Raw genomic sequence first — 23,583 nt, 5'->3', positions numbered from 1 at the left:
GCTGCTCCGCTCAGGCTGCGTCGTCAGCCTGGATCTGCCGCTGCAGGACGGAGGAGAACTCCTCCTGGAACACGTCGTAGCGCGAGGCGATTCGCTCCACCTTGGTGGCGTAGCGGTTGTAGGCCCACTGCGCGGGGATCGCCGCGAACAGGCCCATCGCCGTGGCGATCAGCGCCTCGGAGATGTGCGGCGCGACCACGGCGATGGTGACGTCCTTCATGTCGCCCAGGCCCTGGAACGCGCCCATGATGCCCCACACGGTGCCGAACAGGCCGACGTAGGGGCTGATCGAACCGACGTTGGCGAGGAATTCCAGGTTGCGTTCGAGCAGGCCGATCTCGCGGGTGCCGGCCACCTGCATCGCGCGCTCGGAACCCTCGATCACGCTGCGCGGGTCGTGGGTCTTGCGCTGGCGCTGGCGGGCAAACTCGCGGAAGCCGGACTCGAAGATGTTCTCCATGCCGCCTTCGGCGCCGCGATGGCTGACTTCGCGGAACAGCTGGGCCAGGTCGCCGCCGGACCAGAAGCGCTCCTCGAAGCCTTCCGCATTCTCCAGCGCGGCCTTGGTCTGGCCGTACTTGCGGATGATGATCACCCAGGACATGAAGGAGAACACCAGCAGGATCAGCAGCACGCCCTTCACGGGCAGGCTGGAGCCCGCGATCAGCTCGAAAACGTTCAATCCGCCGTTCATTGCCTTGGAGTACTCCGCTTCGGCTGGGTGGTCAGGGGGCAGGTTCCAGGATCAGCTCCGCGGGTATCGCCACGGCGCGCATGCGCCGGGTGTCCACGCAAGCCACGCGCACGCTGGCGCGGACCAGGCAGGCACCGTCGGCACGCTCGATCGTCTGGCCGAACAGGATACTGGCTGCGCGCCGTTCCTTGACAGCCACCGTCACCGACAGTTCATCGTCCAGCAGGGCGGCGCGCAAGAAATCCAGTTGCATCTCGCGCACCAGGAAGGCCAGCCCGGTGGCCTCCTTGAACGCCATCTGGCCGATGCCCAGCGCCCGCAGCCATTCGCTGCGGGCCCGCTCCAGGAAGCGCAGGTAGCTGGCGTGGTAGACCACGCCGCCGGCGTCCGTATCCTCCCAGTACACCCGTACCGGCCAGCGGAAAGGCGCGCGCTCAGCCATCGGCGCCGCCTCCCGCGAACAGGTCGGCCGCCTGCGCCTGGCGCGGTGGCGGGACCAGACCCAGGTGGCGCCAGGCCCGGGCGCTGGCCATGCGGCCGCGCGCGGTGCGCACCAGGAAGCCCTGCTGGATCAAGTAGGGCTCGACCACGTCCTCCAGCGTGCCGCGATCCTCGCTGAGGGCGGCGGCCAGCGATTCCACGCCCACCGGGCCGCCGTCAAAGCTCTCGATGATGGTGCCCAGCAGGCGGCGGTCCAGCTCGTCGAGGCCATCCGGATCGATCTTCAGCATGTCCAGCGCAGCCTGCGCCGCGGCGAGAGTGATCTGGCCGCCCGCGCGCACCTCGGCGTAGTCGCGCACCCGGCGCAACAGGCGGTTGGCGATGCGCGGCGTGCCACGCGAGCGACGCGCGATCTCCTGCGCGCCGTCGATCTCGCAGGCGATGCCGAGGATCTTCGCGGCACGGCGCACGATCGCAGTGAGCTCGTCCACGGTGTAGAACTCGAGCCGCTGCACGATGCCGAAGCGGTCGCGCAGGGGCGCGGTGAGCATGCCGGCCCGCGTGGTGGCGCCGATCAGGGTGAACGGCGGCAGGTCCAGCTTGATCGAGCGCGCGGCCGGGCCCTCGCCGATCATGATGTCGATCTGGAAATCCTCCATCGCCGGGTACAGCACTTCCTCCACCGCGGGCGACAGGCGATGGATCTCGTCCACGAACAGCACGTCGTTGGGCTGCAGGTTGGTGAGCAGGGCGGCGAGGTCGCCGGCGCGCTCCAGCACCGGGCCGGAGGTGGAGCGCAGGCTCACCCCCAGCTCGTTGGCGATCACGTGGCTCAAGGTGGTCTTGCCGAGGCCGGGAGGCCCGAACACCAGCACGTGGTCCAGCGCACCGCCCCTTCTCCGGGCCGCCTCGATGTAGATCTCCAGCTGTTCGCGCACCGCCTGCTGGCCGAGGTATTCGGCGAACCGGCGCGGGCGGATCGTCGCCTCCAGTGCCTCGTCGTCGAGCTGGGAGACGGGGGTGATGAGGCGGGAGTCGGTCATGTCGCCATTATGGCGGCACTGACTCCGAAAAAGGAGCAAAAAGCAAGAGCGAGAGCGCCGTGCTTATGAGCCAAAGACGGGCTCTCCTGCCCGTCTTTGGCTCGCCTGGACGGGCTATGCCCGTCCACCCTCCGCACACCGATCGCAAAGCGATCGGTGTGCGTGCGGCCCATCCGTGGACCGCGGGTGCGCGAGCGGAAATCTGATCCGCCCGCGGATCAGATTTCCACTTGCGCACCCAGTTCGATCAACCGGTTGCCGGGGATCTGGAAGAAGGCGGTGGCGGGCATCGCGTTGCGCGCCATGAAAGCGAACAGCTTGTCGCGCCACAGCACCATGCCGGGTCGGCGCTTGTCCGCCACAATGGTCTCGCGCGACAGGAAGAACGTGGTGTCCATCATGTCGAATGGCAGGCCCGAGCGCGCGCACTGCGACATGGCCAGCGGCACGTTCGGGTCCTCGGCGAAGCCGAAGCGCAGCTCGATGCCGTAGAACTCGTCACCAAGCGCATCAATGCGGATGCGCTCCTCGGCGTCCGCCACCGGCGTCTCCAGCACCTCCACGGTGAGCAGCACATTGCGTTCGTGCAGCACCTTGTTGTGCTTCAGGTTGTGCAGCAGCGCGTGCGGCACCGCGTACTGGTTCGCGGTGAGGAACACCGCCGTGCCCGGCACGCGCAGTGGCGGATGCTCGCGCATCGCCGCGATGAACGGCGCCAGCGCCAGGCCGCCCTGCTTGATCTCGCGCACCACGAGTTCGCGGCCACGGCGCCAGGTGGTCATCACCACGAACACGGTCAGGCCCAACACCAGCGGGAACCAGCCGCCATGCTCGACCTTGATCAGGTTGGCGCTGAAGAACGCGACGTCCACGGTGAGGAACAGGGCGCCCACGGCCAACACGGGAAGGACGGGCCATTTCCAATGGAACCGCGCCACGATCAGCGCCAGCAGTGTAGTGATCACCATCGTGCCGGTCACCGCGATGCCGTAGGCGGCGGCCAGGTTCGTCGAGTGGCGGAACCCGAGCACCGCGCAGAGCACCATCACCATCAGCGTGAAGTTGACCCACGGCAGGTAGATCTGGCCGGACATCTCGTGCGAGGTGTGCACTACCCGCATGCGCGGCACGTAACCCAGCTGGATCGCTTCCCGCGTCATCGAGAACGCGCCGGAGATCACCGCCTGCGAGGCGATGACCGTGGCGGCCGTAGCCAGCGCGATCATCGGGTACAGCAGCGGCTTCGGCACCAGCAGGAAGAACGGGTTGGCCGCCGCCTTGGGATCGACCAGCACCAGGGCGCCTTGGCCAAAATAGTTCAGCAGCAGCGCCGGCAGCACGAAGAACAGCCAAGCGAGACGGATCGCCCGCTTGCCGAAATGGCCCATGTCCGCATACAGCGCCTCGGTGCCGGTGACGGTCAGCACCACCGCGCCCAGCACGAAGAACGCGCGCGCGTGGTTGTACTGGAAGAATTCCACCGCATAGCCGGGATACATCGCGGCCAGCACCTGAGGGTGCTTTGTGATGCCGTACAGACCCAGCGCGGCGATGCTCAGGAACCACACCACGCAGACCGGCCCGAACACCACGCCGATTTTTCCGGTGCCGTGCTTCTGCAACCAGAACAGGCCGATGATGATCACGATGGTGATTGGCACCACCCAGCTCTCCAGCCCGGGCGCCGCCACCTCCAGGCCTTCCACCGCCGAAAGCACGGAGATCGCAGGGGTGATCACACCGTCGCCGTACATCAGCGCCGCACCGAAGATGGCCAGCACCGCGATCGGCAAGGCCAGCCTGGGGATTCCCTTCACGCTGCGCTGGGCCAGCGCCATCAGTGCCATCACGCCGCCCTCGCCTTTGTTGTCGGCGCGCAGGATGAACAGCACGTATTTCACCGTCACCACGATGATCAGCGACCAGAACATCAGACTGAGGCCACCCAGCACATCGAGGGGATTGGCGGTGATACCTTTCTCGGCCAGCACGGTCTGCAGGGTATACAACGGGCTGGTACCGATATCCCCGTAGACCACCCCGATCGCGCCGAGCGCGAGGGCGGCGAGGCGGCGCCGGGTTTCGGGCACGGCCTCGCCCTGCACTGATGCTTGACTCACTTCGATCAACTCCCCAGCGCGGCGCGCAGCGCCTTGCGGATGATGGCTTCGGCGCCGTCGCCGTCGGTGGCGACCTTTTGCACCAGCCGGGTGACTTCGGCGGGCTTGTAGCCCAGCTGTTGCAGGGCCACGGCGGCCTCGCCGGCCGCGTCGAGCGGGGCGCCGGCCGATGCGGAACCCGGCAGGCTCGTGGCCATGCCGTCCACGCGGTCGCGCAGCTCCACCACGATGCGTTCGGCGGTCTTCTTGCCGATGCCGGGAATCTTGGTCAGCGCCACCACGTCGCCGGCGTGCACCAGCCGCGCGAAATCGTTCGTGGACACGCCGGACAACACCGCCAGCGCGATCTTCGCGCCGATGCCCGAGACCTTCTGCAGGTTGCGGAACAGCGCGCGCTCGGCCTCCTGCAGGAAACCGTACAGCGCCACGCTGTCTTCCTTCTGCGCGTAATGGGTGAGCAGGATCACTTCCTTGCCCAGCCCCGGCAGGTCGTAGATGGTGGACATCGGCGCCTCCAGCTCGTAGCCGACGCCGCCCACTTCCACCAGCAGCCACGGCGGCTGCTTCGAAACCAGCGTTCCGCGCAGGCGACCGATCATCAGCGCCGCCTCCAGGCTGTGCGCGGTATGCCCACGCGCTGCAGGCTGGCACGGGTGTGCGCATGCGCCACCGCGATCGCCAGCGCATCGGCGGCATCGGCCTGGATCGGACCCTTCAGTCCGAGCAGTACGCCGATCATGTGCTGCACCTGGCTCTTGTCGCCGCGGCCGCTGCCAACCACGGCCTGCTTGACTTCCGTCGCTGCGTATTCGTGCACCGCGATTCCCCGGCTCACCACCGCGCAGATCGCGGCACCCCTCGCCTGCCCCAGCTTCAGGGCCGAGTCGGCGTTGCGCGCCATGAACACGCGCTCGATGCCGCACTCGTCCGGACGATGGGCGGCGATGATGTCATTCAGTTCGTCAAAAATGCGTTTCAGGCGCAGCGGGAAGCTGGCCTCGCCGGCCACCGCCAGCGCGCCATGGAACACGTGCGCGAGCTTGCCGGCGGCATCGACGTCGATGATGCCCACGCCAGTACGCTGGCTGCCCGGGTCGATGCCGAGGATGCGGGTCATGACGGGATGCAGGCGCGCGCGGCGTATGGCCGCTTACGCGCCTGCCTCGGCCGGCAGCAAGGCGTTGTGGTACACCTCGCTCACGTCATCCAGTCCGTCGAGCTTGTCCAGCATCGCGGTGAGCGCTTCCAGCGCCTCGCCACTGACGGCCACGCGGTTGTTCGGGCGCATGCCCACGCCGGCGTGTTCGGCATTGAGGCCGGCCGCGATCAGCGCCTGCTGCACCGCCTCGAAGTTCTCCGGCGCGCACAGCACGGTGCTTTCGCCGCCCTCGTTCACCACGTCGTCGGCGCCGGCTTCCAGCGCCGCTTCCAGCACCTTCTCCTCCTTCGCCTCATCACCGCCGGTGGCGAAGGCCAGTTCGCCGCAGCGGGTGAACTGGAACGCCACCGAGCCGGAGGTGCCGAGGTTGCCGCCATGCTTGGTCAACGCATGGCGCACGTCGGCCACGGTGCGCACCGGGTTGTCGGTGAAGCAGTCGATGATCAGCGCGATGCCGCCGGGGCCGTAGCCTTCGTAGCGCATCTCCTCGCCGGCGCCGTCGGCACCCGAGCCACGCTTGATCGCGCGCTCGATGGTGTCCTTGGTCATGTTCGCCGCGAGCGCCTTGTCCACCGCCGCGCGCAGGCGCGGGTTGCTGGCGGGATCGGCCACGCCGGCACGGGTGGCGACGGTGATCTCGCGGATCAGCTTGGTGAACACCTTGGCGCGCTTGGCGTCCTCGGCGTTCTTGCGGCCTTCGATGGACGGACCTCTACCCATGGCGGTACCCGGACTTGGTTCAAAAGGACAAGCAGGCGATTTTACCGCATGTCATGCCCGCAGCCGACAGTGCCGATGTCAGTCGGCCACCGGCCCGAAACGCCCCTCGCGCAGGAATGCGGTCGTCAGGCGCGCCACTTCCTGCGAGAACAGCAGGCCGGTGTGGTTGGCCTCCACCACGCAGTGGTCGGTCACGCCGGGCAGCCGGGTTTCCTCCACCGCCACCGTGCCGTCATGCTCGCCAGCCAGCTGGCCCAGCATCGCCCCCAGGCCCAGCGGCAGGCGACCGGCAATCACGCCGACTTCGCGCGGACCGTCCCAGCGCTCGAAGCCCTGCTCCAGCAAATCGCGGTTGTGCCCCAGCAGCACCTCGCCGCCGCGCCCCCACGCGGCGAAGGCACGCGCCGCGGCGCTGCCCTTGAGCGGCGAACCGAGGCAGACCACGCGCCCCGGCGGCAGCGCACCCGCGTCCAGGCAGGCGCGCAGCGCCAGCAGGCCGCCCAGGCTGTGCCCCACCAGGTGCACCGGATCGGGCGCGTACTCGCTCATGCGCGCCTGCAGCCGCGCCAGTATGCGCTGCTGCGACGAGGCCACGCTGAGGTAGTCGAAGCGGTGTACGCGGTAGCCGTCGGCGATCAGCCGGCGATGCAGCATGCCCAGCGCGAAGCCGCGCATCCACAGGCCGTGCAGCAGGATCACGTGTTCGGTCATGGCTCCGGATTTCGCTGATCACTTTCCCGCCGGGGGAGAGGGCTGGGGTGAGGGGCCTGCCTTGCGACAATCCTTGTCGAAACGGGCTCCGAGCCGGCTTTCGCGCGGGGGCATCCCTCGCCCCCATCCTCTCCCCAACAGGGAGCGGAGGCCAAGACCAGACTTTCGTGGCCGCTCCCGGCCTGCGGCGAATCAACCGTGCAGCTTGTCCGCAGCAGCAACGCGCACGTGCAGTTCCTTGAGCTGCGTCTCGCTCACCGTCGACGGCGCATCGGTCATCAGGTCCTGCGCGCTGGTGGTCTTGGGGAAGGCGATCACGTCGCGGATCGACTCGGTGCCGGCCATCAGCGCGGCGATGCGGTCGATGCCGAAGGCGAGGCCGCCGTGCGGCGGCGCGCCGAACTTCAGCGCCTTGAGCAGGAAGCCGAACTTCATCTCGGCCTCTTCCGCACCGATGCCGAGCAGCTCGAACACCGCGCTCTGCATCTCCGGGCGATGGATACGGATCGAGCCGCCGCCGATCTCGTTGCCGTTGAGCACCATGTCGTAGCCGCGGCTCACCGCGGTGGCGGCGTGCGTGCGCAGGTCGGCGATATCGTCGATCTTCGGCGCGGTGAACGGGTGGTGCAGGGCCACGTAGCGCTGTTCGTCCTCGTCGTACTCGAACATCGGGAAGTCGGTGACCCACAACGGGCGCCAGCCATCCTCGACCAGGCCGCGGTCCTTGCCGACCTTGAGCCGCAGCGCCCCCATGAAGTCGGTGACGGCCTTCCACTTGCCCGCGCCCACGAACACGATGTCGCCGGACTCGGCGCCGGTGGCCTTGAGCACTGCGTCCAGCGCCGCGTCGTCGAGGAATTTCGCCACCGGCGAGTTGACGCCTTCGCGGCCCTTGGCGAGGTCCTCCACCTTGATCCAGGCCAGGCCCTTGGCGCCGTACTTCGCGACGTATTCGGCCAGCCCGTCGATCTCCTTGCGCGACAGTGCCGCGCCGCCCGGCACGCGCAGCGCGGCCACGCGGCCGGCGGCATCGTTGGCGGGTTCGGCGAACACCTTGAACTCGACTTGCTTCAGCGCCTCGGCCACGTCCACCAGTTCCAGCGCGATGCGCAGGTCGGGCTTGTCCGAGCCGTAGCGGCGCATGGCCTCGGCCCAGGTCATGCGCGGGAAGCTGGCGTCGAGTTCCACGCCCTGCACTTCCTTGAACACGTGGCGGATCAGCGCCTCCACGAAGTCCTGCACATCCTTTTCCTCGACGAACGCGAACTCCAGGTCGAGCTGGGTGAACTCCGGCTGGCGGTCCGCGCGCAGGTCCTCGTCGCGGAAGCAGCGCGCAATCTGGTAGTAGCGGTCGAAGCCCGCCATCATCAGGATCTGCTTGAACAGCTGCGGCGACTGCGGCAGCGCGTAGAACTGGCCCGGATGCACGCGGCTGGGCACCAGGTAGTCGCGCGCGCCTTCCGGCGTGGCCTTGGTGAGGATCGGCGTCTCGATGTCCTGGAAGCCGCGCGCGTCCAGGTAGCGGCGCAGCGCCTGCACCAGCTTGATGCGCTTGCGCATCATCGCCTGCATCTCGGGACGGCGCAGGTCGAGGTAGCGGTAGGTCATCCGCAGGTCCTCGTTCGGATTCTCGTGCAACGCAAACGGCAGGTCCTTCGCGGCGTTGAGGATCTCCACCCGTTCTGCCAGCACTTCCACCGTGCCGGTGCGCAGTTTGTCGTTCACCGACAGGCGCTTGCGCAGGGTACCGGTGACGCGCACGCAGTATTCGTAGCCCAGCTCGCCGGCCACGCCGAAGGCATCGGCGTTCTCGCGCTCCACCACCACCTGCGCCAGGCCTTCGTGGTCACGCAGGTCGACGAAGGCCACGTGGGCCTGCAGGCGGATCTTGTTGACCCAGCCGCACAGGGTGACGGTCTGGCCGAGCAGCGACTCGTCGATGAGGCCGCAGTAGTGCGTGCGCATGCGCTTGGAACTCCGGGCCGTGGCCCCAGGGAAACGGGAAGAAAGGCCCGGAATATTAGCATCTCGGCCGCGCCAGCCGACGCGCGCCGGAGACGACGACGGCAGGCCTACCAGCGCGGCCGGTCGCCGCGGGCGTCGCGGAACTGGCCGCGGCAACCGCCCTTCACCCACACGCTGTAGGGATCGCTGCCCCAAGTCCGGCCCTCGATGCAAGCGGCATCCGACATCTGCCGCGACAGCACCGAATAGCGCCACGGCATCTGGCAGCGTGTGCCGCGGTTGTCGTTGCTGGCGCAATAGACCTCCTGACCACCGCGGTCGTCATCACGATCGTGGCGGCCATGGTCGTGGTCGTGGTCGCGCCAACCATAGGCCCGCGCATCACTGAAATTGCCGCGGCAGCCGCCCTTGATCCAGACGCTGTAGGGATCGCTGCCCCAGGTCCGGCCCTCGATGCAGGCCGCCCTGGACATCTGCTGGGCGAGCACCGAGTCGCGCCACGGCATCTGGCAGCGCGAACCGCGGCTGTCGTTGCTGGCGCAATAGACCTGCCGCTGCCCGCCATCGCCGTAGCGCTGGGCCTGCGCATCGCGCACGGCGAACCCCGAAGCGAGCAGCAAGACGCCGACAGCCAGCACCTTCTTCAGCGCGATGTGCATGACGGCCTTCTCGTGTCCGTGGTGGTGTGGCCACGGTAACCGAGCCGCCGATCGGCGGATACCGCGGCACGAACGCCGCGGCATGCGGCGATTCAGCTTGTGCGGTCAGTCGCCCGGACTGGGCGCAGGCGCGGCAGCCGGAGCGGGGGCCGGGGCGGGCGCCGCGGCCGGCGCAGGGGCCGGAGCGCCCGCCCCGTCGCCTGCCAGGTTGCGCTTCTTGTCGCCGTCCTTCTTGAAGTCGGTCTCGTACCAGCCGCCGCCGGCCAGCCGGAACGAGGGCGCGCTGACGCGCCGGCGCACCTTGGGCGCGCCGCACGCGGGGCAATCGACAGGGTCGGCGTCCGACAGTTTCTGCAGGCGATCGTAGCGGTGACCGCACTGGCTGCATTCGAATTCGTAGATGGGCATGGGCACTCCGGAACCGCCGGATCGCCACACCCGGACCGGACGGGCGACGCGGCAGCGTCCCATTATTCGGGTCGCGCCAGTCCTTTTCAATGCGCCACATGGCGCATGGACAGGTGGGTGCGAATGGCGTCAGGCTGGCCAGCAGGGGAACTGCGCATCCACGACGCGACGTGCCCCGATATGCACAAGCTGTTTCATTTGGACGTCTATACGGCTGTTGACGAGCTGCGATCATGGCACTAGCCTGCACTTGTTGCGCCGCACCAACCATTCCCCGGGGAGACACCATGAACAAGCCGCATCGCACCCTGCTTCCTTCCGCACTGGCGGCCGCCGTGCTGCTGGCCCTCGCCGGCACCGCCGCCGCCCAGGACAACACCCAGACCAGCACGGGTGCCACCGCGCCCGCCAAGGCCAAACAGCTGCAGACGGTGATCGTCACCGGCACCCGCGCCAGCAACCGCACCGAAAGCAGCGCGCTGACCCCGATCGACGTGGTGTCCGCCCAGGTACTGCAGCAGACCGGCACCACCGACCTGCCCACCGCGCTGGCGCGCATCATCCCTTCGCTCAACTTCCCGCGCCCGGCGGCGGCGGACACCGCCGATACCCAGCGTCCCGCGCAGCTGCGCGGCCTTTCCCCCGACCAGGTGCTGGTGCTGGTGAACGGCAAGCGCTGGCACCCCGGCGCGATCCTGCTGAACAACGGCGTGATCGGTCGCGGCTCGCAGCCGGTGGACCTCAATACCATCCCGATCTCGGCGATTGACCACATCGAGGTGCTGCGCGATGGCGCCTCGGCGCAGTACGGCTCCGACGCCATCGCCGGCGTGATCAATGTGATCCTGAAGAAGGGCGCCAAAGGCGGCGACGTGGAAGTCAGCGGTGGCCAGTACTCCGCCGGCGACGGCCGCCAGTGGCTGGGCTCGGCCAACTTCGGGATTCCGCTGGGCGGCGACAGCGGCTGGCTGCGCCTCGCGCTGGAGAGCGGTAACGAGGACAACACCAACCGCGCCGGCCCGGACAACCGCTCGCCGGCCTGGCAGGCTTTGGGCGTGAACTTCCGCCAGGGTGACCCCTGGGTGCACAGCAACAACGTGCTGCTCAACACGCAGTACGACATCACGCCGGACGTCCAGTTCTACGCCTTCGGCCACTACGGCCGCCGCAACAGCATCTCGCCGGCGTTCTTCCGCTACGGGCTCAACTCGCCGTCGCCGAGGAGCCCGCTGATGGCCTCGATGTATCCCGACGGCTTCCTGCCGCTGGAGAACGCCGACTCCTTCGACCAGTCGCTGGTGGCCGGCCTGCGCGGCACGCTGGACGGCTGGCGCTGGGACGTCTCGGCCAACGCCGGCGGCAATCGCGTCTCCTACGAGACGCAGAACAGCATGAACTTCGCTTATTTCCACGATTTCGGCACCTCGCCCGCGGTTTTCCATGACGGCATCCTCAAGGCCAACCAGCAGTCGTTCGACATCGACATCGCCAAGGACCTCCGTCCGGGCTGGTTGCCGAACCCGGTGACCGTGGCCTTCGGCACCGAATACCTGCGCCAGAGCTACCAGATCAGCCCGGGCGATCTGGCCTCCTGGTACGTGGGCACCTCCGGCACGCCAGGCGGCGCGCAGGGCTTCGCCGGCTGGCAGCCCGTCAACGCCGTGAATGCCGCGCGCCACGACGTGGCCGAGTACCTCGACTTCGAAACCAACCTCACCGACAAGCTCGGCGCCTCGCTGGCGGTGCGCCACGAGGACTACTCCGACTTTGGCAACACCACCTCGGGCTCGCTGTCGGCGCGCTACGACTTCACCGACAGCTTCGCGCTGCGCGGCAGTGCCTCCACCGGCTTCCGCGCGCCGGCGCTGGGCCAGGAATACTTCTCGCAGACCTCGTCGCTGTACTTCGCCAACGGCAACTCGGCGGGCTTGCCGGCCGGCATCTACAACAGCGGCCTGGTGCCGGTGGGAAGCCAGATCGCCACCCTGCTCGGCGCCGAGGCACTGAAGCCGGAGAAGTCGCGCAACTTCACCCTCGGCGCGGTATGGAACCCCACCGACACGCTGAATCTCAGCCTGGATGTCTACCAGATCACCATCGACAACCGCATCGCGTTGTCCGGCGCCATCTCCACCACGTCGCCCACCGTGGTCAGCTATCTCGCGGCCAACGGCATCAGCAACCTCAACTACAGCAGCGTCAACTATTTCACCAACGCGGGCAACACGCGCACGCGCGGCGTGGATTTCGTGGGCAGCTACGTGTCCGACTTCGGCAGCGCCGGCACGCTGACCAGCACGCTGACCGCCAACTACAACCAGAACAAGGTCACCAGCGTCAAGCCGAACCCGGCGGTGCTCAGCAACCTGGGCGTCAACTTCGTGCGCCTCAACCGCCAGGACATCGAGGGCTACCTGGCCAACTCCTCGCCGCGCAGCAAGCTGATATGGAACGAGCTGTACACGGTGGGCAACTGGAGCGTCAACGGCACGCTGACCCGCTACGGCCGCTACACCAGCTACGTGAGCAGCCTGGCCAGCTACAAGCCCGCGAAGGGCGTCGTCGACCAGACCTTCAGCCCCAAGTGGATCTTCGACTTGTCGGGAAGCTACCGCTGGCAGGACTGGACCTTCACCCTGGGCGTGGACAACGCGCTGAACATCCATCCCGACAAGAACATCCCCAACAACACCAACAACGGCACCCTGCCCTATTCCACGTTCTCGCCGTTCGGCTACAACGGCGCCTACGCCTACGGCAAGGTGCGCTACAGCTGGTGACGGGGCAGCCCCGCAAGGAACGCGACGAAGAACCCCGGCACCGCCGGGGTTCTTCGTTTCCACCAGGTCAAGCCGACTGGAACACCAGGTGTCCGCCGGCGGCATCCACCGCAATGACGCTGCCCGGCGCATAACGGCCTTCGAGGATCTCCTTCGCCAGCGGGTTCTCCAGCTGCTGCTGGATCGCGCGCTTCAGCGGCCGCGCGCCGTACACCGGGTCGAAGCCCACGTTGCCGAGCAGGTCCAGCGCCCTCTCGCTGATCTCGAGCTTCAACTGGCGCTCGGCGAGGCGCTTCTCCAGCGCGGTGAGCTGGATCAACGCGATCTTGCGGATCTGCTTCTTCTCCAGCGGGCGGAACACCACCAGCTCGTCGAGGCGGTTGATGAACTCGGGACGGAAGTGCGCCTGCACCACGCCGAGTACGGCGGCCTTCATCTGCAGGTAGTCCGCTTCCGAGTCCCCCGCCTGCTCCTGGATCAGCTGCGAGCCGAGGTTGGAGGTCATCACGATCACGGTGTTGCGGAAGTCCACCGTGCGGCCCTGGCCGTCGGTGAGGCGGCCGTCGTCCAGCACCTGCAGCAGGATGTTGAACACGTCCGGATGCGCCTTCTCCACCTCGTCGAGCAGGATCACGCTGTACGGACGGCGACGCACCGCCTCGGTAAGGTAGCCGCCCTCCTCGTAGCCGACGTAGCCCGGGGGCGCGCCGATCAGCCGGCTCACCGAGTGCTTCTCCATGAACTCGCTCATGTCGATGCGCACCATCGCGTCCTGGGTGTCGAACAGGAACTCGGCCAGCGCCTTGCACAGCTCGGTCTTGCCCACGCCGGTGGGACCGAGGAACAGGAAGGAACCGCTGGGCCGGTGGGGATCGGACAAGCCCGCACGCGCACGGCGCACCGCGTCGGACACCGCGCGCACGGCCTCGTCCTGACCCACCACGCGCTTGTGCAGGTCCTCCTCCATGTGCAGCAGCTTCTCGCGCTCACCTTCCAGCATCTTCGACACCGGGATACCGGTCCAGCGCGCCACCACCTCGGCGATCTCCTCGGCGGTAACCTTGTCCTGCACCAGCTTGAACTCGCCCTTCTGCTCCGCGGCCTGTGCGGCGGCGAGCTGCTTCTCCAGTTCCGGCAGCCGGCCGTACTGGATCTCGCTCATCGTGGCGTAGTCCTGCCGGCGCTGCGCCGCTTCCAGCTCCAGCCGCGCGGCCTCGATCTGCTCCTTCACCTTGGTGGTGCCCTGCAGCGCGGCCTTCTCCGACTTCCACACTTCGTTGAGGTCGGAGAACTCGCGCTCCTGCCTGGCAATGTCGGTTTCCAGGTCGGCGAGGCGCTGCTTCGACTCGCTGTCCTTTTCCTTCTTCAGCATCTCGCGCTGGATCTTCAGCTGGATCAGCCGGCGTTCCAAGCGGTCGAGTTCCTCCGGCTTGGAGTCGATCTCCATGCGGATGCGCGAGGCCGCCTCGTCCATCAGATCGATCGCCTTGTCCGGCAGCTGGCGGTCGGTGATGTAGCGGTTGGACAGCGTGGCGGCGGCGACGATGGCCGGGTCGGTGATCTCCACGCCGTGGTGCACCGCGTAGCGCTCCTTCAGCCCGCGCAGGATGGCGATGGTGTCCTCCACCGAGGGCTCGCCCACGAACACCTTCTGGAAGCGGCGCTCCAGCGCGGCGTCTTTTTCGATGTACTTGCGGTATTCGTCCAGCGTGGTGGCGCCGATGCAGTGCAGCTCGCCGCGCGCCAGCGCGGGCTTGAGCATGTTGCCCGCGTCCATCGCGCCGTCGGCCTTGCCGGCGCCGACCATGGTGTGCAGCTCGTCGATGAACAGGATGATCTGGCCCTCGTTCTTGGCCAGGTCGTTGAGCACGGCTTTCAGGCGCTCCTCGAACTCGCCACGGAACTTGGCGCCGGCGATCAGCGCGCCCATGTCCAGCGCCAGCACGCGGCGGTCGCGCAGGCCCTCGGGCACCTCGCCCTTGACGATGCGCTGGGCCAGGCCTTCCACGATGGCGGTCTTGCCCACGCCGGGCTCGCCGATCAGCACCGGGTTGTTCTTGGTGCGCCGCTGCAGCACCTGGATGGTGCGGCGGATCTCCTCGTCGCGGCCGATCACCGGATCGAGCTTGCCCGACTCCGCGCGCTCGGTGAGGTCGATGCAGTACTTCTGCAGCGCCTGGCGCTGGTCCTCGGCATTCTCGCTCTGCACCTTCTCGCCGCCGCGCACCTGCTCGATCGCGGCTTCCAGGTTCGCCTTGGTGGTGCCGGCCGCCTTCAGCGCCGCGCCCAGCTCGCCCTTGTCCTCCAGCGCTGCCAGCACGAACAGCTCGCTGGCGATGAACTGGTCGCCGCGCTGCTGCGCCAGCTTATCGGTGAGGTTGAGCAGGCGGTTCAGGTCGTTGCCCACGTTGATATTGCCTTCCTGCCCGCTGACCCTGGGCAGGCGGTCGAGCAGCTCGTTCACGCGCTGGCGCAGCGCCGGCACGTTCACGCCCGCGTGCGTGAGCAGCGGCGCGGTCGAGCCGCCCTGCTGGTTCAGCAGCGCCGCCATCACGTGGACGGGTTCCAGCATGTTGTGGTCGCGGCCGACGGCCAGCGACTGCGCGTCGGCCAGCGCCTGCTGGAAACGCGAGGTGAGTTTGTCCATACGCATCGGTAACGATCCCCACAAAGGTTTGGCGGCTGCGCCGCCACTGGCAGGGAAATGCGGACGGCGCCCGGCGATTCAAGCAGGCGGGGTGGCTAGCGGGCGTCAAGGGTTCATGGCCGGCGGGTGCCGGCCTACGTGCGGTGCGTGGCGCGGCGAAATGCAGGATGGGTTTGCGAGCGTTCGCGCTTGAGGGAACGACAGGGCGGTTTCGAGTGCGTGCCGCAAGGAACAGAGCGGTTTCGTCCACCTGCCGGTGGCCGAGTTACCTCTCCTTTGCTTGTCCACGCACGCGCAGGAGCGCGTGCGAACGGCGAAGCCGGCCCGAAGGGCGGGGGCAGGATGTCCGGAGTCAAGGAGAAGTAACCAAGAGGAAACGACACCCCGATGGCGCGCCCTCCAGGCATCCTGCCTTCCGGGTGCGCGGGCGGGCTACGGGGGTTTCTCGACGGCACTTCCTGTGCCGGCGAAAAACTGACCCACATCCTTGCGGGCCATCCTTCGGACATTCCCTCGCCCACCCCGCAGCGCCATAAGGGGGCCCCGGGTAGAGCTGCACGCTCCTGGCGCGCAGAAGCAACCGGCAGAGCAAAGCGAAGCGAGGAGCTGCAGGGCTGCGGCGCTTTTGCTTCTGGCGCGCACGATGCGCGCCTGCTCTTCCGGGGCCCCTGGGCGGCGGTGAGGCGGGGACGAGAAGGCCGCGCAACGGGCGAGACCAGGGAGGGGCTCGCCTTCTCGCGCGGGCAGGAGGCCCGCTCGAAAAGCCCGGCCCCGCCTCACGCACTTGCCGTCCATGGATGGACGGCAAGTGCCAACCGGGGTGCTCTTTCTTTTGGCTACTTTCTCTTTGAGCACGCAAAGAGAGAGTAGCTCGGGCGCCGGCAGGCGTCCGAAACTGCTCTGCCGTGGGCGAATACCCGCCTTTGCGATCTGTCGCGCAGGGAGGTCAAAGACACCAAAGTTCTGCTTTCGCAGGAAAGACAAAGCAGCAAACGCAGCGAAGCGCCGGAAGTCATCCGCCCGCCAGCCAGATCAGACTGGCGAAGCGCCCGCTCCGCACCCCCTCCCGCCGATACGAATAGAACCGCGGATCGGCGAAGGTATCGAACCCGCCACCGTGCACGCGCGCAATGTCGGCTGCCGCCAGCCGCTGCCGTGCCAAGGCGACGAGGTCGCAGTGCCAGTGTCCGGGCCGCGTCGCCGCGAAGCAGGCGGCGGCCGCGGTCGACTGGTCCACGAAGGCGGCACGCACTTCATCGCCCACTTCGTAGGATGGGCCGGCAATGCACGGCCCCAGCCACGCCAGCAGGCGCGGGGACGCGATTTGCATCTGTTCGACGGTGGCTTCCAGCACGCCGGCGGCGAGGCCTCGCCAGCCGGCGTGGGCGGCGCCGATAGCGCTGCCGTCATCGGCGCAGAAGAGCACCGGCAGGCAATCGGCGGTGAGGATGGCGAGCGCGGTGCCGGGAATGCGCGAGACCGCGGCGTCGGCCTGCGGTTCGGCGTTGCCGGGCAGCGGGCCGAGTTCCGCAACCGTGGTGCCGTGCACCTGCTGCAGCCAGCGCGGCGCGCTGGGCAGGTTCAGGGCCTGCTGCAGCACGCTGCGGTTGCTGCCCACCACCTCGGCGGACTCACCGCTGCGCAGGCCGAGGTTGAAGCGGCCGAATGGCGGCGCGGAGACGCCGGGGCCCTCGCGGGTGCTCACCGCCGCGCGCACGCGCGCGGGCGCCGGCCAGTCGGGAAAGATCCAGGTATCGGTCATGTCCTTCGACGCGCGGGTGGGGCTGGGGAGCAGCAAGCTTCGCATACTCGCGGCGGCGGAGCTCGGGCGAATCGTGGCGAGACAGGGAGATCGAGCCCTGTACCCCCGCGTGCAGGGAAGGGACGCGGGCCACGTACCGCGGCGGCAAGCCCACTGCGCGCGGGAGCGGGAGTCCCGCGGCGGCTCAGTCGCCGTCGTGGCCGTGGGCGGCGAGGTCGTCGCGCAAGGCGGCGATCAGCGCGGTCATGTCGGCCGGGCGCTCGGCGTCGAAGGCCAGGGCCTCGCCGGTGACCGGGTGCTCGAACGCCAGGCGCTCGGCATGCAGGGCCTGGCGGCGGAAGCCGCGCAGCGCGGCGGCCAGTTCCGGCGCGGCACGCCTGGGCAGCTTCAGGCCGCCACCGTAGAGCGGGTCGCCCACCAGCGGATGGCCGATATGGGTGAGGTGCACGCGGATCTGGTGGGTGCGGCCGGTTTCCAGGTTGCACTGGATCAGGCTGTGTGCACGGAAACGCTCACGCAGGCGGTAATGGGTCACGGCATGCTTGCCGCTTTCCTCGTCGCGCACCGCCTGGCGCAGGCGATCGCCCATGCTGCGGCCGATCGGCGCGTCCACCGTGCCGCCGGAAACCATGCTGCCCAGCACCACGGCCTCGTACTGGCGCTCGACGTCGTGGCGCGACAGCATCTCCACCAGCGCGGTCATCGCGGGCAGGGTCTTCGCCACCACCATCAGGCCGGAGGTGTCCTTGTCCAGCCGGTGCACGATGCCGGCGCGCGGCAGTTCGGCCAGCTTCGCTTCGTGGTGCAGCAGCGCGTTGAGCAGGGTGCCGGAGGGATTGCCGGCACCGGGGTGCACCACCAGGCCGGCCGGCTTGTCCAGCACCAGCAGGTGCGCGTCCTCGTGCACGATGGCGAGCGCGATGGCTTCGGGCGCACTTTCCACCTCGGCCTCCAGCTCGGCCTCCAGCCGCACGTGCTCGCCGCCGCGCAGCAGCTGGCGGGGCGGCGCGGTGGTGCCGTCCAAGGTAGCCGCGCCGGACTTGATCCAGGCGGTGAGGCGCGAGCGCGAGTAGTCGGGGAACAACTCGGCCAGCGCCTGGTCGAACCTCCGTCCGGACGCCGCCAGCGGTACCCGGGCTTCGTGGCGTATCGCGGTCATGCACCGTCCCCCGCGTGGCGGGCGGCGGCAGGCCGCGGAGTGGCGCCGGTTTCGGCTATCATGCCTTTTCGCTCAAACATCTGAATCCTCTACATGCGTCCAACTATCGACTCGCTCAAGCTGCCGATGACCACCCGGTTCTGCCTCAGGACGCTTGCCGTGCTTGCCCTGGCGCTGACGATGAGCGCCTGCTCGCTGTTCGGCCACAAGCGCGACAACATCGACACGATGCCGGTGGACGCCCTGTACAACAACGCGCACACCTCGTTGGAGAACGCCGACTATTCGGCGGCCATCAAGGCCTACCAGCGCCTGATCGCCCGCTTTCCGTCCGGCGACTACAACGAGCAGGCCCAGCTGGAGCTGGCCTACGCGCAGTACAAGGACGGCCAGTCGGATGACGCCTACTCGACGATCAACCGCTTCATCAAGACGTACCCGGCCAACCGGCATGTGGATTATGCCTATTACCTGCGCGGCCTGATCAACTTCGACCGTACCACGGGCTTCATGGACCGCGTCTCCCGCGACAAGAAGGCGCAGTCGCGCCGCGACCAGGCCTACAACCTGCAGGCCTTCGACGACTTTGCCGAGCTGTCGCGCCGGTTCCCGAACAGCGCCTACTCGGCCGACGCGCGCCAGCGCATGATCTACCTGCGCAACGTGCTGGCGCAGTACGAGATCAACGTGGCGGAGTTCTACCTGTTCAACCGCGTCTACATCGGCGCGGCCGACCGCGCGCAGTACGTGATCGAGCACTACCAGCAGGCGCCCCAGACGGGCGATGCGCTGGCCATCCTCACCCGCAGCTACCTCGCGCTGGGGCAGGACAAGCAGGCGGCCCAGGTGCGCCAGGTGCTGGCGCTGAACTATCCCGACCATCCCTACCTGAAGGATGCGAAGTGGCCGCACGAGGTATCCATCTGGCGCAAGATGGTGCCGTTCGCGCGCCATCATTGAGGCCGCTTGCGGCCTCAATGAATCAGGCACCGGCTTTCTGCTTCAGCGCCACCCCGACGTGATCGGATAGCGCCGCTCGCGGCCGAACGCGCGGGTGGTGACGCGCGGGCCCGGAGCCGACTGGCGACGCTTGAATTCGTTGACCAGCACCAGGCGCACCACCCGGTGCACCACGTCGGCGGGGAAACCGGCCGCGATGATCTCGGCCTGCGACTGCTCGCCCTCGATGAAACGCGCGAGGATCGCGTCCAGCACTTCGTAGGGCGGCAGCGAGTCCTGGTCGGTCTGGTTGTCGCGCAGCTCGGCCGAGGGCGGGCGGTCGATCACCGCCTGCGGGATCGCCTCCTCGCCGCCGGCCTGCGCGTTGCGCCAGCGCGCGAGCCGGTACACCACGATCTTGTAGACGTCCTTCAGCGGCGCATAGGCGCCGCACATGTCGCCGTACAGCGTGCAGTAGCCCACCGCCATCTCGCTCTTGTTGCCCGTGGCAAGCAACAGGCGGCCGTGCTTGTTGGACAGCGCCATCAGCATCACGCCGCGGCTGCGCGACTGCAGGTTTTCCTCGGTGGTGTCGGCCGCCTTGCCCGCAAAGGCAGGTGCAAGTGCGCGGATGAAGGAGCCCACCGCCGGCTCCACATCGATCACGTGGTAGTCCACGCCCAGGCGTTCGGCCTGCATGCGCGCGCCGTCCAGCGACAGCTGCGAGGTGTAGCGCGACGGCATCATCACCGCGGTGACGCGATCCGCACCCAGCGCGTCCACCGCCAGCGCCAGGGTCAGCGCGGAATCGATGCCGCCGGACAAGCCGAGCAGCACGCCGGGGAAACCGTTCTTGTCGATGTAGTCGCGGATGCCGCGCACCAGCGCGGCGTATAGCACCGCCTCGGCGCGGGTATCGCCGGGCTCCGGCCAGATCTCGGCCTGCAGCGTGCGGGTGGCCGGATCGAACTCGGCCCACAGCAGCGCGTCGACGAAGGCCGGCGCGCGGGCGGCGACCGTGCCGTCGCCGTTCACCAGCAGCGAGCCGCCGTCGTAGACCACCTCGTCCTGGCCGCCGACGAGGTTGAGGTAGACGAAGGCGCAGCCGGTCTCCCGCGCACGCGCGATCAGCACCGCCTCGCGTTCGGCCTGCTTGGCGTCGTCCCACGGCGAGGCGTTGACCACCACGATCAGCTCGGCGCCGGCACGCGCCGCGGCGGCCGCAGGCTCGGGCCGCCACACGTCCTCGCAGATCAGCAGGCCGATGCGCACGCCGGCCAGCGTGGTCACCGCACTGGCATGGCCGGGCCGGAAATAGCGCTTGTCGTCGAACACGCCGTAGTTCGGCAACGCCTGTTTGTGCGCAACCTGCGCGATGCGCCCATCACGCAGCAGCGCGGCGGCGTTGTACACCTCGCCCTCGCTGTGCGGGAAGCCCACCAGTGCGGCCAGGCCGTTCGTCCCGGCCGCCAGCGCCTCCAGTTCCTGCTGGCAGGCGGCAAGGAAGCTGGGGCGCAGCAGCAGGTCTTCCGGCGGATAGCCAGAGAGGGCCAGTTCGGGGAACACCACGAGTTCGGCGCCGCCGCTGCGGGCCTGCGCCATCAGGTCGCCCATCTTCGCGGCATTCGCCGCCACCGCACCGACCGGAAAATCGTGCTGGGCCAGCGCCAGTCTCAGGACAGCCATGGATCAAGCTCTTGATGGGGAACTGGGTCGGGGTGGAAATGGTAGTGCATCGCCGCCCGCACAAGCGGTCCCGAATGCCTCGCCGCATCCCTCTCCAGATGGCCGGTGTCGCCGCTGTCAGGCCATCGGTTGCCGTAGCAGCAGCAGGGCCAGCCCCCACATCAGCACCGCCACGAGCACGTCGAACGCGCGCCAGGCGGAAGGACTGCGGAACACCGGCAGCAGCAACCGCGCCCCGTAACCGAGCGCCGTGAACCACAGCAGGCTGGCCGTGCCCGCGCCGGCGGCGAAGGACCAGCGGCCGCCGCCGTCGTAATGGGTGGACAGGCTGCCGAGCAGCACCACGGTGTCCAGGTACACGTGCGGGTTGAGCAGGGTGAAGCCGAGGCAGGCCAGCACCGTGCGGCCACGCCCGCCTGCCGCCGCATCGGCCGGGCGCAGGCCGCTTTCGCCTCGCCAAGCTCGCCGCGCCGCCAGCAGGCCGTAGCCGGCGAGAAAGGCCGCACCCACGAAGCGCAGCACCTGCAGCAAGCCGGGTTGCTGCCTTACCGCCAGCCCCATGCCGGCCACGCCCAGCGCGATCAGCCCGATGTCGGCCAGTACGCAGACCAGCACCACTACACCGACATGCAGGCGCTGCAGGCCCTGGCGCAGCACGAACGCGTTCTGCGCCCCGATGGCGACGATCAGGCCGGCGCCGGTGCCGAGTCCGGCCAGGTAGGCAGTCAGTTGCATGGGCGAATCCCGCGGAAGGGAGGCCACTTTCGAATAGCCGTCTGCATCAGTAAAACTAAATCTTCTTAACTCGATTAAGTTCTTCTGAATTTCGGAGGGGCGCCCGTGAGCCTGCTCAATCCCCAGCTTGCCGCCTTCGTCGCCGTGCTCGATGAAGGCAGTTTCGAAGGCGCGGCGCGGCGGCTCTCGCTGACGCCCTCGGCCATTTCCCAGCGCATCAAGGCGCTGGAGGACCGCCTGGGTCAGGTGCTGGTGCTGCGCCAGTCGCCCAGCCGGGCCACGCCTGCCGGCGAGCGGCTGCTGCGCAGCGTGCAGCAGATGCGCCTGCTCGAAGCCGAGACCCTGGACGATTTCGCGGTCGGCCCCGCGCATGCCGCGCCGGCCACGGTAGCCATCGCGGTCAACGCGGACTCGCTGGCCACGTGGTTCCTAGGAGCGCTGGCCGGGCCCCACCGGCGCAACGGGCTGCTGTTCGACGTGCGGGTGGAGGACCAGGACCATTCCGCCGACCTGCTGCGCGACGGCTCCGTGCTCGGCGCGGTCACCGCCGATGCGCGCCCCGTGCAGGGCTGCACGGTGCAGAAGCTGGGCGTGATGCGCTACCTGCCGATCGCCGCTCCGGACTTTGTCGCCCGGCATTTCGCCGACGGCCTGCATGCCGCCGCGCTGGGGGCGGCGCCGATGCTGGTGTTCAATCGCAAGGACGCCTTGCAGCGACGCTTCATGCGCAGCGTGACGCGCGCCCGGCTGAACCCGCCCATGCATTACCTGCCCTCGTCCACCGCATTCGTGGAAGGCGCGGCACTGGGCCTGGGCTGGGCCATGGCGCCGGAATCGATGCTGGCGCAGGAATTCGACCGCGGCACGCTGCAGGCGATCGCGCCGGGGCGCTGGCTGGACGTGCCCTTGTACTGGCAGCACTGGGCTATCCGCTCGGCCACCCTGGCCAAGATCACCGACGCCCTGCTGCTTGCCGCGCAGCGGGGCCTGCGCCCTGCACGCGCGGGCCCGTAGGAGCCGAAAACAAGAAGGGCCGCACGAGGCGGCCCTTCTCGCATCGATCGGACGGATCCGATTACTTCTTCATCAGCCTGGCGAGCGTCTTGCCGAGGTCGGCCGGCGACTTCACCGTGGTGACGCCGGCCTTCTCCAGCGCGGCGAACTTCGCCGCCGCCGTGCCCTTGCCGCCGGAGATGATCGCGCCAGCGTGGCCCATGCGCTTGCCGGCCGGGGCCGAGGCGCCGGCGATGAAGGAGACCACCGGCTTCTTGACGTACTCGCCGATGAACTCGGCGGCGTCTTCCTCGGCGCTGCCGCCGATCTCGCCGACCATGATGATGCCCTCGGTCTGCGGATCGTCCTGGAACAGCTTCAGGCAGTCGATGAAGTTGAGGCCGTTGATCGGGTCGCCGCCGATGCCGATGCAGGTGGACTGGCCCAGGCCTTCGTTGGTGGTCTGGAACACGGCTTCATAGGTCAGCGTGCCCGAGCGCGACACGATGCCGACCTTGCCCGGCTGGTGGATGTGGCCCGGCATGATGCCGATCTTGCACTCGCCCGGGGTGATCACGCCGGGGCAGTTCGGGCCGATCAGCACGATTTCCGGATGCTGCTGCAGCACGTTCTTCACGCGCAGCATGTCCAGCACCGGGATGCCCTCGGTGATCGCCACGATCACGCGGATGCCGGCATCGACGGCTTCCAGGATGGAGTCGGCCGCGAACGGCGGCGGCACGAAGATCACCGACGCATCGGCGCCGGTCTGGTCGACGGCCTCGGACACGGAATTGAAGACCGGCAGGCCGATGTGCTCGCTGCCGCCCTTGCCGGGGGTGACGCCGCCGACGACCTGGGTGCCGTAGTCCAGCGCCTGCTGCGCGTGGAAGGTGCCCTGCTGGCCGGTGAAGCCCTGCACGATCACCTTGGTGTTCTTGTTGACGAGAACGCTCATTGCT

Annotated in this window: 20 protein-coding genes; 3 read left to right on the top strand and 17 right to left on the bottom strand. The window is 68.4% G+C overall.

Translation table 11 applies throughout. From position 1 onward, the window contains the following. Positions 1-10: 10 nt before the first annotated feature. From tolQ to AC2EWF_RS13830, 11 genes are all read right to left on the bottom strand, one after another. The gene (gene tolQ / locus AC2EWF_RS13880) at positions 11-694 is read right to left on the bottom strand and encodes a protein TolQ (protein ID WP_483639975.1); all 684 of its coding nucleotides are present in this window, start codon (positions 692-694) and stop codon (positions 11-13) included. Positions 695-725: 31 nt separating this feature from the next. Then, the gene (gene ybgC / locus AC2EWF_RS13875) at positions 726-1,136 is read right to left on the bottom strand and encodes a tol-pal system-associated acyl-CoA thioesterase (RefSeq protein WP_483639974.1); all 411 of its coding nucleotides are present in this window, start codon (positions 1,134-1,136) and stop codon (positions 726-728) included. Beyond that, on the bottom strand, positions 1,129-2,178 hold the full coding sequence (gene ruvB / locus AC2EWF_RS13870) for a Holliday junction branch migration DNA helicase RuvB (RefSeq protein ID WP_483639973.1): 1,050 nt from the start codon (positions 2,176-2,178) through the stop codon (positions 1,129-1,131). The genes ybgC and ruvB overlap by 8 nt, the downstream gene beginning before the upstream one ends. A gap of 218 nt (positions 2,179-2,396) precedes the next feature. Beyond that, positions 2,397-4,298 carry a potassium transporter Kup gene (locus AC2EWF_RS13865; RefSeq protein WP_483639972.1) on the bottom strand — a complete coding sequence of 634 codons (1,902 nt, stop codon included), beginning with the start codon at positions 4,296-4,298 and terminating at the stop codon, positions 2,397-2,399. A 5-nt stretch (positions 4,299-4,303) separates the two neighbouring features. Beyond that, a complete protein-coding gene (gene ruvA, locus AC2EWF_RS13860) occupies positions 4,304-4,897 on the bottom strand; it encodes a Holliday junction branch migration protein RuvA (protein WP_483639971.1) in 594 nt (197 codons plus the stop codon). Then, positions 4,897-5,415 carry a crossover junction endodeoxyribonuclease RuvC gene (gene ruvC / locus AC2EWF_RS13855; protein ID WP_483639970.1) on the bottom strand — a complete coding sequence of 173 codons (519 nt, stop codon included), beginning with the start codon at positions 5,413-5,415 and terminating at the stop codon, positions 4,897-4,899. The genes ruvA and ruvC overlap by 1 nt, the downstream gene beginning before the upstream one ends. 33 nt (positions 5,416-5,448) lie before the next feature. Then, positions 5,449-6,177, bottom strand: a complete 729-nt coding sequence (locus tag AC2EWF_RS13850; protein WP_483639969.1) for a YebC/PmpR family DNA-binding transcriptional regulator — start codon at positions 6,175-6,177, stop codon at positions 5,449-5,451. A 78-nt stretch (positions 6,178-6,255) separates the two neighbouring features. Further along, positions 6,256-6,888 carry an alpha/beta fold hydrolase gene (locus AC2EWF_RS13845; RefSeq protein ID WP_483639968.1) on the bottom strand — a complete coding sequence of 211 codons (633 nt, stop codon included), beginning with the start codon at positions 6,886-6,888 and terminating at the stop codon, positions 6,256-6,258. A gap of 192 nt (positions 6,889-7,080) precedes the next feature. Then, complete coding sequence (gene aspS / locus AC2EWF_RS13840) at positions 7,081-8,853, bottom strand: aspartate--tRNA ligase (RefSeq protein WP_483639967.1); 1,773 nt, start codon at positions 8,851-8,853, stop codon at positions 7,081-7,083. A 107-nt stretch (positions 8,854-8,960) separates the two neighbouring features. Beyond that, a complete protein-coding gene (locus tag AC2EWF_RS13835) occupies positions 8,961-9,512 on the bottom strand; it encodes a DUF3011 domain-containing protein (RefSeq protein ID WP_483639966.1) in 552 nt (183 codons plus the stop codon). Between the two features lie 105 nt (positions 9,513-9,617). Continuing rightward, entirely contained in the window at positions 9,618-9,920 is a 303-nt protein-coding gene (locus tag AC2EWF_RS13830; protein ID WP_483639965.1) for an FmdB family zinc ribbon protein, read from the bottom strand. A gap of 287 nt (positions 9,921-10,207) precedes the next feature. On the opposite strand from AC2EWF_RS13830, the gene AC2EWF_RS13825 reads away from it, so the two are divergent. Next, complete coding sequence (locus AC2EWF_RS13825) at positions 10,208-12,700, top strand: TonB-dependent receptor plug domain-containing protein (RefSeq protein WP_483639964.1); 2,493 nt, start codon at positions 10,208-10,210, stop codon at positions 12,698-12,700. Positions 12,701-12,767: 67 nt separating this feature from the next. Here the strand turns inward: AC2EWF_RS13825 and clpB are convergent, their stop codons facing one another. The 3 genes from clpB to rluD form a co-directional block, all read right to left on the bottom strand. After that, complete coding sequence (gene clpB, locus AC2EWF_RS13820) at positions 12,768-15,353, bottom strand: ATP-dependent chaperone ClpB (protein ID WP_483639963.1); 2,586 nt, start codon at positions 15,351-15,353, stop codon at positions 12,768-12,770. Between the two features lie 1,006 nt (positions 15,354-16,359). Further along, positions 16,360-17,109: a peptidoglycan editing factor PgeF gene (gene pgeF, locus AC2EWF_RS13815; protein ID WP_483639962.1), complete on the bottom strand. Its 750-nt coding sequence runs from the start codon at positions 17,107-17,109 to the stop codon at positions 16,360-16,362. 184 nt (positions 17,110-17,293) lie between these two features. After that, on the bottom strand, positions 17,294-18,268 hold the full coding sequence (rluD, locus tag AC2EWF_RS13810) for a 23S rRNA pseudouridine(1911/1915/1917) synthase RluD (protein ID WP_483639961.1): 975 nt from the start codon (positions 18,266-18,268) through the stop codon (positions 17,294-17,296). A 93-nt stretch (positions 18,269-18,361) separates the two neighbouring features. Here rluD and AC2EWF_RS13805 point away from each other — a divergent pair, with 93 nt between their 5' ends. Continuing rightward, positions 18,362-19,228: an outer membrane protein assembly factor BamD gene (locus AC2EWF_RS13805; protein ID WP_483639960.1), complete on the top strand. Its 867-nt coding sequence runs from the start codon at positions 18,362-18,364 to the stop codon at positions 19,226-19,228. 42 nt (positions 19,229-19,270) lie between these two features. Here AC2EWF_RS13805 and AC2EWF_RS13800 read toward each other — a convergent pair whose 3' ends face one another. Both AC2EWF_RS13800 and AC2EWF_RS13795 read right to left on the bottom strand, forming a co-directional pair. Next, positions 19,271-20,893, bottom strand: coding sequence for an NAD+ synthase (locus AC2EWF_RS13800; protein WP_483639959.1), 1,623 nt, complete (start codon positions 20,891-20,893; stop codon positions 19,271-19,273). Positions 20,894-21,010: 117 nt separating this feature from the next. Further along, positions 21,011-21,628 (bottom strand): LysE/ArgO family amino acid transporter, encoded by a 618-nt coding sequence (locus AC2EWF_RS13795; protein ID WP_483639958.1) that lies wholly within the window; start codon positions 21,626-21,628, stop codon positions 21,011-21,013. Positions 21,629-21,733: 105 nt separating this feature from the next. Between AC2EWF_RS13795 and AC2EWF_RS13790 the strand changes: the two genes are divergently transcribed. Then, entirely contained in the window at positions 21,734-22,642 is a 909-nt protein-coding gene (locus AC2EWF_RS13790) for a LysR family transcriptional regulator ArgP (RefSeq protein ID WP_483639957.1), read from the top strand. A 61-nt stretch (positions 22,643-22,703) separates the two neighbouring features. Here the strand turns inward: AC2EWF_RS13790 and sucD are convergent, their stop codons facing one another. Beyond that, positions 22,704-23,579, bottom strand: a complete 876-nt coding sequence (gene sucD / locus AC2EWF_RS13785) for a succinate--CoA ligase subunit alpha (RefSeq protein WP_483639956.1) — start codon at positions 23,577-23,579, stop codon at positions 22,704-22,706. Between the last annotated feature and the right edge of the window lie 4 nt (positions 23,580-23,583).

It is taken from the genome of Rhodanobacter sp. sgz306013 (assembly GCF_057031145.1).
The sequence above is the reverse complement of the archived record's forward strand: the minus strand, read 5'-3'. Positions and strand labels throughout refer to the sequence as shown.